Annotated in this window: 17 protein-coding genes; 2 read left to right on the top strand and 15 right to left on the bottom strand. The window is 68.5% G+C overall.

Going from position 1 to position 13649, the window contains the following annotated elements; genetic code table 11:
- Positions 1-175: 175 nt before the first annotated feature.
- Positions 176-1582 (top strand): PhoH family protein, encoded by a 1407-nt coding sequence (locus ROZ37_RS16495; protein ID WP_312660959.1) that lies wholly within the window; start codon positions 176-178, stop codon positions 1580-1582.
- Positions 1583-1599: 17 nt separating this feature from the next.
- On the opposite strand, the gene ROZ37_RS16490 is transcribed toward ROZ37_RS16495, so the two are convergent.
- Genes ROZ37_RS16490 through flgB form a run of 12 tightly spaced genes read right to left on the bottom strand, consistent with a single transcriptional unit; the run spans position 1600 to position 11422 of the window.
- Entirely contained in the window at positions 1600-2655 is a 1056-nt protein-coding gene (locus tag ROZ37_RS16490; protein WP_312660958.1) for a hypothetical protein, read from the bottom strand.
- 14 nt (positions 2656-2669) lie between these two features.
- On the bottom strand, positions 2670-3581 hold the full coding sequence (locus tag ROZ37_RS16485) for a flagellar hook-associated protein 3 (protein ID WP_312660957.1): 912 nt from the start codon (positions 3579-3581) through the stop codon (positions 2670-2672).
- Between the two features lie 10 nt (positions 3582-3591).
- The gene (gene flgK, locus ROZ37_RS16480; RefSeq protein ID WP_312660956.1) at positions 3592-4971 is read right to left on the bottom strand and encodes a flagellar hook-associated protein FlgK; all 1380 of its coding nucleotides are present in this window, start codon (positions 4969-4971) and stop codon (positions 3592-3594) included.
- A 59-nt stretch (positions 4972-5030) separates the two neighbouring features.
- Complete coding sequence (locus ROZ37_RS16475) at positions 5031-5417, bottom strand: rod-binding protein (protein WP_312660955.1); 387 nt, start codon at positions 5415-5417, stop codon at positions 5031-5033.
- A 14-nt stretch (positions 5418-5431) separates the two neighbouring features.
- A complete protein-coding gene (locus ROZ37_RS16470) occupies positions 5432-6538 on the bottom strand; it encodes a flagellar basal body P-ring protein FlgI (RefSeq protein WP_312660954.1) in 1107 nt (368 codons plus the stop codon).
- 10 nt (positions 6539-6548) lie between these two features.
- A complete protein-coding gene (gene flgH, locus ROZ37_RS16465; RefSeq protein WP_312660953.1) occupies positions 6549-7202 on the bottom strand; it encodes a flagellar basal body L-ring protein FlgH in 654 nt (217 codons plus the stop codon).
- Between the two features lie 2 nt (positions 7203-7204).
- Positions 7205-7993, bottom strand: coding sequence for a flagellar basal-body rod protein FlgG (gene flgG / locus ROZ37_RS16460; RefSeq protein ID WP_312660952.1), 789 nt, complete (start codon positions 7991-7993; stop codon positions 7205-7207).
- Between the two features lie 33 nt (positions 7994-8026).
- Positions 8027-8752 carry a flagellar basal-body rod protein FlgF gene (flgF, locus tag ROZ37_RS16455; protein WP_312660950.1) on the bottom strand — a complete coding sequence of 242 codons (726 nt, stop codon included), beginning with the start codon at positions 8750-8752 and terminating at the stop codon, positions 8027-8029.
- 10 nt (positions 8753-8762) lie between these two features.
- Positions 8763-9947, bottom strand: a complete 1185-nt coding sequence (locus ROZ37_RS16450; RefSeq protein WP_312660949.1) for a flagellar hook-basal body complex protein — start codon at positions 9945-9947, stop codon at positions 8763-8765.
- 13 nt (positions 9948-9960) lie between these two features.
- Positions 9961-10623 carry a flagellar hook capping FlgD N-terminal domain-containing protein gene (locus ROZ37_RS16445; protein WP_312660947.1) on the bottom strand — a complete coding sequence of 221 codons (663 nt, stop codon included), beginning with the start codon at positions 10621-10623 and terminating at the stop codon, positions 9961-9963.
- Positions 10624-10628: 5 nt separating this feature from the next.
- The gene (flgC, locus tag ROZ37_RS16440; protein WP_312660946.1) at positions 10629-11051 is read right to left on the bottom strand and encodes a flagellar basal body rod protein FlgC; all 423 of its coding nucleotides are present in this window, start codon (positions 11049-11051) and stop codon (positions 10629-10631) included.
- 2 nt (positions 11052-11053) lie between these two features.
- Positions 11054-11422: a flagellar basal body rod protein FlgB gene (gene flgB, locus ROZ37_RS16435; RefSeq protein WP_312660944.1), complete on the bottom strand. Its 369-nt coding sequence runs from the start codon at positions 11420-11422 to the stop codon at positions 11054-11056.
- On the opposite strand from flgB, the gene flgA reads away from it, so the two are divergent.
- Positions 11421-12140, top strand: a complete 720-nt coding sequence (gene flgA / locus ROZ37_RS16430) for a flagellar basal body P-ring formation chaperone FlgA (protein WP_312660942.1) — start codon at positions 11421-11423, stop codon at positions 12138-12140. The two genes, flgB and flgA, sit on opposite strands and share 2 nt — an antisense overlap.
- Here flgA and ROZ37_RS16425 read toward each other — a convergent pair.
- From ROZ37_RS16425 to ROZ37_RS16415, 3 genes are read right to left on the bottom strand one after another with little or no spacing between them, the layout of a single operon-like run.
- A complete protein-coding gene (locus ROZ37_RS16425; RefSeq protein ID WP_312660941.1) occupies positions 12125-12922 on the bottom strand; it encodes a glucosaminidase domain-containing protein in 798 nt (265 codons plus the stop codon). The genes flgA and ROZ37_RS16425 overlap by 16 nt on opposite strands.
- A complete protein-coding gene (flgN, locus tag ROZ37_RS16420) occupies positions 12909-13331 on the bottom strand; it encodes a flagellar export chaperone FlgN (RefSeq protein WP_312660940.1) in 423 nt (140 codons plus the stop codon). Before flgN ends, ROZ37_RS16425 begins: the two co-directional genes overlap by 14 nt.
- Complete coding sequence (locus ROZ37_RS16415; protein WP_312660938.1) at positions 13328-13609, bottom strand: flagellar biosynthesis anti-sigma factor FlgM; 282 nt, start codon at positions 13607-13609, stop codon at positions 13328-13330. Before ROZ37_RS16415 ends, flgN begins: the two co-directional genes overlap by 4 nt.
- Between the last annotated feature and the right edge of the window lie 40 nt (positions 13610-13649).

Raw genomic sequence — 13649 nt, 5'->3', positions numbered from 1 at the left:
GGCGACGCAGGCCTGGACGCCGGGACTCTGCGACGCCGCGACGACCAGCGCCATGCATCCGGTTTGTGTTTCGCCGGGCTCGCATGGCACAGTACGCGGGAAACGCCCAGCGCTGGCGGACTTCCTGCCCGGTGCGGCGCCGGTTTCCCCGATTCCCTCCCGTAGCCGAGCCTTCATGACTAAACGCGCGATCCACAGCCCACAAACCAAGCTCTTCGTCCTCGATACGAACGTGCTGATGCACGATCCGACCAGCCTGTACCGCTTCGAGGAACACGACCTCTTCGTGCCGATCATGACGCTCGAAGAATTGGACGCGAACAAGAAGGGTACATCCGAAGTCGCCCGCAACGCGCGCCAGGCGAGCCGGATGATGGACGAGATCGTCAGCGCGAATCCCCAGGACATCCACGCCGGCATCGCGCTGCGCGGACCGTCGCGCGAACTCGCCACCGGCAAACTTTTCCTGCAGACCGAAGCGATCAACATCGCACTGCCCGCGGCGCTGCCGACCGCAAAGGGCGATAACCAGATCCTCGCGGTCGTGATGCATCTGGCCGAGCGCTTCCCGGAGCGCCCGGTGATCCTCGTGTCGAAGGACATCAACATGCGCATCAAGGCCCGCGCGCTGGGCCTCGACGCGCAGGACTACTTCAACGACAAGGTCCTCGAAGACACCGACCTCCTCTACAGCGGCTCGCGCGAATTGCCACCCGACTTCTGGGACACGCACGGCAAGGGCATGGAGTCATGGAAGGAGGAAGGGCACACCTACTACCGCGTCAAGGGGCCGCTGGCGTCGAACCTGCTCGTCAACGAGTTCCTGTATCAGGACGGCGAATCGTCGCTGCGAGCCTGGGTCAAGGAGCGTGACGGCGCGAGCGTGCTGATCGAGACCCTCACCGACTACGCGCATACGCGCAACAACGTGTGGGGCATCACCGCGCGCAACCGCGAGCAGAACTTCGCGCTGAATCTGCTGTTGAACCCGGAGATCGACTTCGTCACGCTGCTCGGCCAGGCCGGAACCGGCAAGACGCTGCTGACGCTCGCTGCCGCGCTGACGCAGGTGCTCGAAGCCAAGCGCTACTCCGAGATCATCATGACCCGCGTGACGGTCCCGGTCGGCGAGGACATCGGCTTCCTGCCCGGCACCGAGGAAGAGAAGATGGCGCCGTGGATGGGCGCACTCGAAGACAACCTAGACGTCCTGAATGGCACGACGGGCGAAGGCGGCGACTGGGGCCGCGCCGCGACACGCGACCTGATCCGCAGCCGCATCAAGATCAAGAGTCTGAACTTCATGCGCGGGCGCACCTTCATCAACAAGTTCCTGATCATCGACGAGGCGCAGAACCTGACGCCGAAGCAGATGAAGACCCTGATCACGCGCGCGGGCCCCGGGACCAAAGTCGTCTGCCTCGGCAACATCGCGCAGATCGACACGCCCTACCTCACCGAAGGCAGCTCCGGCCTGACCTTCGTCGTCGACCGCTTCAAGGACTGGCCGCACTCCGGCCACATCACGCTGCAGCGCGGCGAGCGCTCGCGGCTCGCGGACCACGCCGCTGAGGTGCTCTGACGCACACTGCCCCCGCGTCAGTCGAGTCGCAACAGCGCGACGACACGGGGGCGGCTGACCGCTGCCAGCGCGGACCCGATTGCCGCGAAGACGTCGTACCCCGACCGCTCTGCAAGCACCTCGAACTCGCGCACGAAGTCGGTCGCCCAGAGCGTCTCGACCGCGGCGCGCGAATCGTCGAAGCGTGCGCGCGCAGACACGATCGCATCGGAGACGACCGCACGTGCGCGTCGCACCACGTCGAGCGCACCCAGGACTTCGTGCAGCATCACGCGCTGGGCCTCCGGCCCGTCGCCTAGCGTCGGTACGCGGACCGCCTCGGGTTCCGGGTCGAGCACGACCCGGTTGAACGCGCCCGCGGGGAATCTCCGCCCGCCTCCGCGCACGGCGAAACTGTCGGCTAGCTGCAGCCAGTCGGCCTCGCGCACGCTGAACCTGGGCTCGCCGACGGCATCGCCCGTCACGCGTACGCCCGCTGGCCTCAGCGCCTCGTCGAGACGCCGGATCGCGGTTCTCGGCGGCAGATCGGAGTCGACAACCACCCCGACTTCGCGTCCGTCCCCGATATTGAAGGTTAGGTTCTCGCGACCGCCGGACACGAGTGCCGCACGGTCGAGCCCGCGCACCGCGAAGCCCTGCCGCGCCTCGCCGGGCGACACCAGCCGCAGGCCACCATCGAGGCTCCCCGCGGTCATGGAGTTGCGTTGGCGCAAGAGCGCACGCAGTGCTTCGAGCTCGCCGTCGAGCGAGGAGCCGGCGACGGGCTCGCCGCGCGACAGGCCCCGACTCTGCTCGCTCTTGATCTTGTGCAGCCCGCTCGCGAGCGCGTCGAGAAATTCGAGTGCCTGCTGCGCCCCGGCGACCCTGCGGTTGAGCTCGCCGTCGAACGATGTCAGACCGGCGGTCGGCGTCGCGGTCGGGCCGCGGGCGACCACCGGCTCGCCCCGGAGCGCCGTCTCGACGCGCGCGTGCGGGACGGCGGCCACGCCGGAGGTATGGCGTTCGACCGTCGGAGCGCCGGGGGGATGGCGCTCGAGCGCAGACGCGCCGGGGCGCAACGAAGGGATCTGCATGCAGCCGTCCGCCGTCAGAGCACGTCGAACAGCGACAGCTTGCTGACCTGGGCGTATGCCTTCTGCGTCGCCTGCAGCGCCGCGGTATAGCCATTGAGCTTGACCGCGGCATCCCCGTAGTCGAGCTGGCCGATGTCGAGCGCCGCGTGCTTGTTCGAAAGACTGACGTTCGCGTGGTTGGTATCGAGTGTCTCGAGAATGTTCTGCGTACCGCCGAAGCCGGCGATCTTCGCAAGGACGCTTGCGAGTCCGGTGTCGACGCCGACGAGCGCGACGACGAGTTCACCACGTACTGCGGCATCGTTCGGATCGACGCCCGGTGCGCCGAGCGTTTCGGCCGCGCGGTCGAGCTGGTTCAGCAGCCCCGCGATCTCGTCGAGGCTGACGTTCGCGGTCTGCGCTACACCGTTGCCGACCATGACTTTCTGCTCTCCGGTGTTGCCGGTGAACGTATAGCGCGCGCCGGCCGGCGCTGCGTCATCGCGCACCACGGTCGCCGTCGCACTCGCGGTGCCCGAAAACAGGTAGCGGCCTTCCTGGTCCCGGCTGTTCGCGGCGAAGAAAATCCCATCGACGAGCGTGCGCATCGAGCCGGACATCGCGCGTACGTCGTCCGAGGTGTTGCCGCCGTCGGCGGCCCACACGAGCAGGTCGCGCGCGGCGAGCATGTCGCGGCTGATGCCGTCGAGCAGCGTCTCGTTTTGGACGAGACGCGCGCGCAGCGCTCCGATGTTGTCGCGATACTGGTCGAGAGCGGCCTCCTCGCGCGCCAGCCGCGCAAGGCGAACGCTGCCGATCGGGTCGTCGGACGGCACGCGCATGCGCTCGCCGCTCGCCATCTTCTGCATGGTCGTCTCGAGCCGCGCCGCAGCCGTTTGCAGCGCACTGTTCATCGTCGAGTGGTACTGGGTGGTCGCGATCCGCACGGAAGCCTCCTCAGCGCAGCATCGCGAGCGTGCTGTCGAACAGCTCGTTCGCGACGGCGATGACTTTCATGTTTGCCTGGTACATCTGCTGGAACTGCATGATTGCTATCGCCTCTTCGTCGCTATTGACGCCGCTCGTCGACTTCCAGCTCTCCTCGGCCTGGTCACGTACGGTCTGCGCGGTCGCGAGCCCCGCCTGGTTTTGCTGGCTGTCCATGCCGAGCTTGCCGACCAGTTGCGTCACGGCGTCGCCGAACAGGACGGTGCCCAGGGAGGCGAGGCCGACCGGTTGCGACTTCAGTTCGATCAACTCAAGCAGGTTACCGCTGTCGCCCGGCAGCGCCGGGTCGGTCGAGAACGCGAGGTCCTTGGCGACGAGGCCGTCGACGACGCGCAGCATCACCGTCGTGCTCGTCGCGTCGAACTCGAACAGCGGCTTGCCGGGCGCTCCGTCGAGCGCGTAACCCAGCGCAAGCTGCGCATTCGTGCGCTCACTGAGCGCTTTCGCCATGTCGGTGATCGACGCCATCAGCGGAGTCAGCACACGGCGCTCGAAGTCGTCGAGCCCGCCGAGCTCGCCGCCCAGATTCGCGGCGTCGAACTTGAAGGACTCCTTGGCGAACGTGAGCTCGAGCGTCTGCGACCCGTCGGGCTCGCCCTGCACCGCGAGTTTCGCGGCGATCGCGCCGACGACGAGCGGCTGGCCGCTGCGCAAGGACAGGCTGCGCGAGCCGTCGGGCTGATCGACGACCTGCAGCGCGACGAGCTTCGCGAGTGCGTCGATCTTCTGGTCGCGCTCGTCGATCAGCCCGGACGGGTTGATCCCGCTCGCACGCGTGACAGCGATCTCGCGGTTCAGGGACGCGACCGCCGTGGTCAGGTTGTTGATACCGTCGACGGTCGCGATCCGCTGCTGATAGACCGCGGCGCGCTGGTTCGACAGGACCTGGTTCAGGCTGTTGAAGCGTTGCGCGAGCGCGTCGGCGGCAGTGAGCACCTGATGGCGCAGCGGGCTCGACGACGGGTCGACGCTCGCAGCGTTGAGCGCACCGAAGAACGCGTCCAAGCCGCTGTTGATGCTCGCCGCGTCGTTGCCGACGACCTGCTCGAGCTGCGACAGGTACGGCTGGACGGTCGCGAGCCCGCCGAGCGTGGACGCGGCCTGCCACATCTGCAGGCTCTTGTAGCCATCCGAGAAGCGCAACAGCGCCGGCACGGCAACGCCGCTGCCCGCGTTCAGCGCCCCGGCCTGCTTCGGCGACACCGCGGCGAGCAGCGCGCCCTGCCGCGTGTAGCCGGGCGTCATCACGTTTGCGATGTTCTGACTCGCCGCGTTCAGCGCGGCCTGCGCGGCGAGCGCGCCGGAAAGTCCATTAACAATGAGGGCCATCTGAGGGGCTCGGACTGGAAGGTCGGGTGGAGTCTGGGGAGTAATACGGAAAAGGCGGCCTAGCGCGTGCCGGACTTAAATCGCGGTGCCGAATCGACGACGTCAGACTTGACCGGGCCGACCGGCGGCAGCAGCTGGCGCACGATCGCGTCGGCGATGCCGAACGCGCGCTGGCCCGCAAGCGCGCCGGCGACCGTCGTGTCGGCGAGATCAAGCATGTCGTCGTTGATCCGGTTCCTGAAAATGCTGTCTTCGGCCGCAAGCTCGCGCGTGGCGCTGCGCATCTGGCGCAGCATCTGCGCGATGAAGAAGCCTTCGAACTGCTGCGCCGCAGCCTCGACCTTGTCGCGGTACGCGGGATCGGCCACCTCGTCCGCAACACGAATCGCAGGGTCGGCGTTTGAGGGCGGCACCGCCAGCGGGCCGCGAATGGTCGTGTCGTTCATTGGGTGGACCTTTTTCAGATGACGATCAGCTCGCCGTCGATCGCGCCGGCCTGGTCCAGCGCCTGCAGGATCGCCATGACGTCGTCCGGGCTCGCGCCGGTGCTGTTGATCGTGTCGATGATCGCCTGCAAATTCGCCCCCTCCGGCCACTTGAACATCTGTGCCGCATCCTGGCCGACCGCGACGCGCGACTCCGGGGTGACAACCGTCTCGCCGCGTCCGAACGGCGCCGGTTGGCTGACCTGCGGCGACTCGGAGATCACCACCTTCAACGCGCCATGCGAGATCGCCGCCGCGCGCACGCGCACGCCTTCCGCGATCACGACCGTGCCGGTACGCGAGTTGAAGACGACTTTCGGCAGCGCTTCGCCGATGTCGATCGGCAGCCCCTCGAGCATCGCGACGAACGCCACGCGCTGCGTCGGGTCGGCCGGAGCGGCGACCTCGACGCTGGTCGCGTCGCGCGTCGTCGCGACGTCGCCGAACTTGCGGTTGATCGTATTGACGATGTTCGTCGCGGTCTGGAAATGCGGTCGCTTGAGGCTCAGGCGCACCATCGGCGCGGTGTCGAAGTCGGTCTCGATCTCGCGCTCGACCGTCGCCCCGTTGGGCACGCGGCCCGCCGTCGCAGTGTTGACCGTCACGCTGGAGCCGCTCGCACCCTGTGCGGACAGGCCGCCGACGACAAGATGGCCCTGTGCCAGCGCGTAGATCTCGCCATCGGCAGCGCGCAGGGGCGTCAGCAGCAGCGTGCCCCCGCGCAGGCTTTTCGCGTCACCAAGCGACGACACCGCGATATCGATCGTCTGGCCCTTGCGGTAGCCGGGCGGAAAGACTGCGCTAACCATCACGGTCGCGACGTTCTTGAGCTTCGTGCTGTTGCCTTCGGGCAGGCGCACACCGAACTGCTTGAGCATGTTCGTGACCGACTGGCCGGAGAACTTGACCTGCGTGCTGTCTCCCGAACCCTGCAGGCCCACGACGAGGCCGTAGCCGACAAGCTGGTTCTCGCGCACGCCCTCGACGTGTACGAGGCGGCCGAGCGCCTGCGCGGAATGCGCGGCCGGCGCAAGCGCGACGACGAGGCAGGTGAAGAGGAATGCGATGCTGCGGCGGCTCATGATCGAAATCTCAGAAAGGCATCCACGGGCTGTTGAACAGGCGCACCAGCCAGCCGGCGCTGTTCGCGTCGGCGAGCGCGCCGCGGCCCGAATAGCCGATGCGCGCATTCGCAACCCGCTGCGACGAGACGCGGTTGTCCGTGTCGATGTCGGCCGCGCGTACGTAGCCGCTGAGGCGGATGAACTCCTCGCCCTGGTTCAGCAGCAGGCTCTTCTCGCCCTCGACGCGCAGCAGCCCGTTCGGCAGCACTTCGTGGACGACGACCGTGATCGAGCCGCGCAGCGCATTCTGCTGCGTCGCCGACGCCGCGCCGGCAAACTCGCGCTCACTGTCGAGGCCCACGCCCACGTCGAATGTCCTGTTGCCGATCGTCGCCGGCAAGATCGACACGCTGCTGTCCTTCGCGATCCGCGTGTCGGCCTTCTTCGTCGCCTGCGTCGTCTCCTGCAGCACGACGGTCAGCACGTCGCCGGGGCGGAATGCACGCGCGTCCGACGTCAGCGACCAGGGCGCGTCCGGTGCGAACACGCCACCCGCCACCCCCTTCCTGGGCGCGGGCGACATCGCGAGCCGCGGGTCGTTGGCGGGCGCCGGGGCCTCCATCGGCATCATCGGCGCGCAGGCGGAGAGCGTCAGCGCGAGGATCGCAGCGGACACTCTCACGATCAGCGCACCGCCTGCGCGAGGTACTGCATCATGTTGTCGGCTGCCGACAGCACCTTGGTGTTCATCTCGTACGTGCGCTGCGCGGCGATCATGTCGACCATTTCCTCGACGACTTGCACGTTCGAGCCCTCGAGCGCGCCCTGCTTCAGTCGCCCGAACACGTCCTCGCCGGGATTGCCTTCGGTCGGCGCGCCGCTCGCGGCAGTCTCGCGGTAGAGGTTGTCGCCAACCGCGAGCAATCCGGCCGCGTTGACGAAGCTCGCGAGCGTCAGCTGGCCGAGCTCGCTCGGCTCCGCAGCGCCGCCGAGCGTCACCGACACGACGCCGTTCTCGCCGATCGTGACCGACGTCGCGTTCGCGGGCACGGTGATCTCGGGCACGAGCGGCAGGCCCTGGGCGTTCACGAGGCGACCATCGGCGTCGACCTGCAGTTGGCCCGCGCGCGTGTAGGCGATTTCGCCGTCAGGCTGCTGCACCTGCAGGAAGCCGATGCCGACGATCGCGACGTCCATCGCCTGCCCCGTCGTCTGCAGGTTGCCGGTGGTGAAGACCTTCTGGGTACCGACGAGCCGCGTGCCGTTGCCGAGTTGCACGCCCGACGGCGACACCGTGTTGTCGTCGTTCTGCGTGCCCGGCTGGCGCTCGATCTGATAGAACAGGTCCTCGAAAACGACACGGTCGCGCTTGAAGCCGACGGTGTTTACGTTCGCGAGGTTGTTCGCAATCGCCTGAAGCTTCGCGTCCTGCGCCTGGACGCCGGTCTTGCTGATCCACAATGCGGGATTCATCGCTTTCCTTCCTTATTCGCTGCCGGCGCGGCGTCAGCCGCGCACGAGCCGGTTGCCCGCATCGGCCATCGCATCGGCCGAACGGTAGAGCTTCATCTGGATTTCGAATTCACGGTTCAGCGCCATCGTCGCGACCATCTCGCCGACCGCGGATACGTTGCTGCCTTCGAGGTGGCCGCTCTTGACGACGACCGTCTCGTCCGCAGGGAGCTCGACGCCGTCGCGCGCGACGACGAGACCCGCTTCGTTCTTCGTCAGCGACGCGGCGTCGGCCCGCACGAGGCGGAGCCGGTCGATCGGCTGCATCTCCTCACCGTCGGGCGGCTGGATCGAGATGGTCCCGTCGTTCCCGATCGCGACCCGCGCGAACGGCGGGAGCACGATCGGGCCGCCATCCCCGAGCACCGGCCGACCGTTGACGGTCAGCATGCCGTCCGCGTCGAGCGCGAATGCGCCGGCGCGCGTGTAGGCCTCGCCACCGGCCCATTCGACGGCGAAATAGCCGTCGCCCACGATCGCGACGTCCAGCTCGCGCCCGGTCTGCCGCACCGCCCCCTGGGCGCTGGAAACCGCATTCGCCTGCAGCGCGGCGAGATGCCGCGTGTCGTAACCGTCGCCGGTGACCGCGGCGCTCGTCGCCAGCTCGAGGTCGGCGCGAAAACCGCCGGTTTCGAGGTTCGCGAGGTTGTTCGCGTGCACCTGCTGCGCGCGCAGCGCGCGCTCGGCGCCGCTCATGACGGTGTAGATCAGCGCGTCCATGTGGCGCTCCTCACAGCGCCTGCATCAGCGTCTGCACCATCTCGTTCTCGGTCGAGATGACTTTCGTGTTCGCCTGGTAATTTCGCTGCGCCGACATCAGCGTGACCAGTTCGGACGTCATGTCGACGTTCGACTGCTCGAGCGCACCCGGCGTCAGCTTGCCGGCCATGCCGGTGCCGGGGGCGAAATACAGCGCGGTGCCCGACGCATTCGACGTCGTCCAGCTCGTGTCGCTGACCGGCACGAGCGCGTTCTCGTTCGGGAAGGTCGCGAGGGCCACCGTCGCGACACGCGCCTTCTGTCCGTTGCTGTATTGCGCCATGACGGCTCCGTCCTCGGATAGCTGCACGCCTATCAGCGTCCCCGACGCGTAGCCGTCAGCGGCATTGACGGTCGTCGTCGCCTCGCCGGCGAACTGCGTCGTGCCGGCGTAATCGACCGCAACCGTCAGCGGATTCGCGCCGGCCGGGGTGCCGAGCGCATGCGAAACCGGGCCGGTCGGCGAGACGAGCTGGCCGTCACTGCCGAAGGCGAGCGTCGACGTCGTCGGCAGCTCGGAGCCGTCGAACGAGTAATGCACGGTGACCTCGTTCGTCGCGCCGCGCACGAAGTACTGCGTCAGGGTGTGCCGGGCGCCGAGCGAGTCGTACACGACCGACACCATCGAGCCGTTGAACGACTGCGGAACGGCCGGATCGAACGTCGCGACCGCCGGGGGGCTCCAGTCGGCGGAAAGATTGCCGACGTATTTCACGCTGCCGCTCGCACGCGCCGCGACCTGGCCGGTCGGGACGGTGATGTCACCCATCGCGCCGAGCGCACCCGCGTCACCGGCGGCGTATCCCTGGAGCTTGCGCCCGAAGCTGTCGACGACGAAGCCGTCCTTGTCGGCGGCGAAGATCCCTACGCGCGTGAAGAGCGTCGCACCCGAACCGTCGCGCATCACGAAGAAGCCGCGCCCCTGGATCGCGGCATCGAGCCCGCGACCGGTCGTCACGACACCACCGCCGATGTCGATGCTCTGCGTCAGCGAGCCGACCTCGGCGCCAGCCGGTTGCATGCCGGCGTACATCGATGCGAAGTTCGCCCGGCTCGACTTGAAGCCGTAGGTACCGGTGTTCGCGATGTTGTTGCTGATCGTGTCCAGCTGCGAGTTGATCGCATTGATGCCGGACAGGGCGATTTCAAAACTCATGGAGATTTCCTTTTCAGCTGGACTGTTCGGGTTTGCGGCCGTTGAAACCGGTGATCGCCGACGCCGGCACTGTGCCGATGCCCGCGACGTCGAGCGCGACGCCACCATTCGGGGAAATCCGGACGCTGCGCAGCTCGCCGAAAACGTCGACCTGCGGCGCTTCGCCGGCATCGGTCTCGACGCGCATCGCATACGCGCCGGGAGGCACCCGTCCGGGCTCGATCGCGAACGCGACTTCGCCCGCGGCCTGGGTGCCGAGCTCGATGCGGTGCTCGGGGCCAAGCGCGCTCTGAAGCACGAGCGTCACGCGCGCGGCGCCCGACTGCAGCATGACGCGACCTTGGATGGGCTCGGCACCGAGAGCGACGCCGCCACTGCGCACCGCGACTCGCGAGCCGACCTGCGCGCCGAGGGACAGCAGCTGCAGGCTCTCGAGCGAGGAGGCGCTCGCGCTACCGTGCGCGACCAGCTTTTGCAGCGCTTCCATCTGCGACAGCTGCGTGAGCTGGCCGACGAACTCGCTCGGATCGGTCGGCTCGAGCGGGTTCTGGTTGCGGATCTGCGCGACGAGCAGCGTCGTGAAGAGTTCGGACGGCGTACCGTTTGCAACGTTCGTCGCGGCCGCCACTGTCGGCGCGGCTCCCGCCTGCGCCTGCGTGTTCAGGTTGGTCTGCATTGGACTCAATCCTGGCCGAGGCGCAACAGCGCCTGCTGCATCGCGCGCGTGCGGCCGAGCACCTCGACGCTCGTCTCGAACGCGCGCGACGCGGCCATCATGTCGGTCATCTCGGCGACCGAGTTGACGTTCGGGTAGAACACCACGCCTTCCTCGTTCGCGAGCGAGTTGTCCGGCTCGTACGCGCGGCGCAGCGGCTCGGTGCTCTCGACGACGTCGAGCACCTGCACGCGCGCGCCGCCACCGGCGCCCTCGCTCGCCGAGCTCTCGTAGATCGACGCGAACACCGGCTTTCTCGCGCGGTACGCCTCCGCCTCGCTGCCCGCCGCGGTCTGTGCGTTCGCGAGATTGCTCGCGACCGTATTGAGGCGCACCGTCTGCGCCGCCATCGCCGAACCAGCGATCTCCGCAATGCTTCGAAATCCCATTTTCACTGCCCCTCTATCGCCTTCGCGAGGCCCTTGAGCTTCATGTTCAGAAACGTCAGACTCGTCTGGAATTCGGACGCGTTCTGCGAGAATGCGGCCTGCTCGACGCCGATCTCGACGGTATTGCCATCCTGCGAGGGGTTGTGCGGCACGCGGTAGAGGAGGTCCGCTCCGGTGTCGAGCGCGAAACCGTCGTCCGCTTCGCCGTCGCCCGCGACGCGGCGCAGCGTCGCCGCGAAATCGATGTCGCGCGCCTGGTAGCCCGGCGTACTGTCGTTCGCGATGTTCGATGCGAGAACCTTCGTGCGCTCGGCACGCAGCATGAGCGCGTCCGCGTGTATCCCGAGCGTCTTGTCGAAATTGATTGCCATGCCCTCACCTTTCAGATTGTTCGGATTCCTGTTCACGTTCGCCGCGTTGGCCGCGCCCGCCGGGGCAGCCGGCGACGGCGAGCTTGCGCGCGGTGCGCGCGCGCATCTGCTCGAGGCGGCCGCCGCGGCCGGTCTCGAGGACGTCGAGCTCACGCTGCGCGTTGCCGACACCAATGCGCCGCCGTGCAATGGGCCGGTCGAGGTCGTGCCACTCGACACCCGGTATCTGTCACGCATGAAGTTCGCCGCCCGCTGCGCGGAGGCGCCGCAGCGTCCCATCCGGTTCGTCGCGCGCGCCGAGCTTGCTGCGCGCGTCGTCGTCGCGACTGCGCGCGTGCCGGCCGGCCAGCCGATTGCCGCGGGCGAAGTGGGACTCGCGCGGCACGCGCTGCGCGCGCTCGACACCGCGACGTCCGACCTCGAAGCAGTCGTGGGCAAGTCGAGCCGGCGGGCATTGCGCGCCGGCCAGGTCGTCGAGCCGCCCTGGCTTACCGAGCCGCTGCTCGTGCACCGCGGCGCCGAAGTCAGCATCGTCGCGAACAACGGCGGGGTGTCCGTGACGACGACCGGCGAGGCGCTCGCCGGCGGCCGTGCGGGCGACCTCATCGACGTCCGCAACGCGACGACCGGCCGCGTCATCCGCGCCCGCGTGGCCGCGCGCGACACAGTCGAACCCGCCGAACTCGCGACCGACGTCATGCCTCATTTCCCCCGCTGAAGGCTCGCCGCAACCCGCGCGAGCTTGTCGGCGTAGGCTGGATCGGTCGCGTAGCCGCCGCGCACGAGGGCCTCGGCGTAGGCAACGGCGTCGTCGCCCGCCCCGAGCGCATCGCGATAGCGCGGGTTGTCGAGGAGCAGCTGCGCGAAGTCGCGAAACGCACTCGCGTGGTCGGGATAGCTGCGAAAGCGCTCGCTGCGGCGCAGCGCAACGTCGTCCTCGACCTCGGTCGTGACAGCCTCCGCCACCGTGCCCTGCCAATGCCTCCCGGCCTTGATGCCGAACAGGTTGTGCGTGTCGGCGCCGTCGGCGCTGCGGACGGGGTGCTGGCCCCAGCCGGACTCGAGCGCGGCCTGCGCCGCGACGAGCTCGGGCGCGACGCCAAGCCGTGACGCGGCCTCGTTCACCCACGACGTAATCGAAGCGAGGAACGCGTCGCGCGCGGCGTCTCCGGTCGGCGCGCCGACGCGTGACGCCGTCGGACGCACCCCGGCCTGCCGTTCGCCGCGGTCGAAGCCGAGCGCACGCACCTCGCTCGGGACCGGCAGACTGCCCTCCCCGGACGTTTGCGTCGCGGCGCCGGCGCGCATCCTCCACGCTTGGCCGGACGCGCTCAGGCCGAGATCCTGCGAGCCGTGCTCGATGAACTCCGTCACTTCGCCGCGCACTTCGTGCATCAGCACCGAAAACCCGCGGTCCGCGCGCGCAAGCATCGGCGGCGCGATGCGCTCCGGTTGGGCCGGCGCGGATGCCGCGAGCGACACGAACTCAGGCCGGAGCATAGGTTCCAACCTCGCTGTCGAGCACGCGGCGCATGATCTCGTGCTGTTCCATCAGCAGCCGGCAGTTGCGCTCGTTGAGCGCCTTGCACTCGCTCACGTGCCGCTCGAGCTCGCGCCACGACGACTCGGCGCGCGCGCGCGCGGGCCCCGCCATCAGCGCGAACACCGGATCCGGCGTTTCGGCGGGGCGTCCGACGAGGCGCGTCGCGAGCCCGACGCGTTCGGCGCGACGGGCGTGCATCCTCGACGCAAGCGCGGTGATCCGCTCGCCCACGTCGGCAATCCGCGCGCTGTCGTGGTGCAATGCCGCCTCGAACTGTGCGTCGAGCAGCTCGCGCAACGCGCGATAGTCGACGACGTCGGCGACGAGGCCCGCGAGGATCGCGTCGAGCGCGTCCTTGCGCGTCATCCGCGGCCCCCGTGATGGCGCGCGATCAGGCCGGCGAGCTTCGCGGCGTCGAATGCGATCTCGCCCCGAGCGAGCGCGTCCCGCAGCGCGGCGACTTTCGCGTGATCGATCTCGGGCAGCTGCCGCAGCGCGTCGAGTGCCGGCTGCAGCACCGCCGACTGCAGCGGGCCGCTCTCGCCCGCACGCGCCTGGGACGTCGCCGGCGTATCGACCGGCGCCCCCTTCGCGGCCGGAGCGACCGCGGGCAACTCCCCGCTGTAAGTTCCGGTGATCTTCATCCTTTCCCCTCTTGCTCTCGTTTTCACTGGTTTTCCTGCG

This window comes from Aromatoleum sp., assembly GCF_032027225.1.
Classification (GTDB): Bacteria; Pseudomonadota; Gammaproteobacteria; order Burkholderiales; family Rhodocyclaceae; genus Aromatoleum.
The sequence above is the reverse complement of the archived record's forward strand: the minus strand, read 5'-3'. Positions and strand labels throughout refer to the sequence as shown.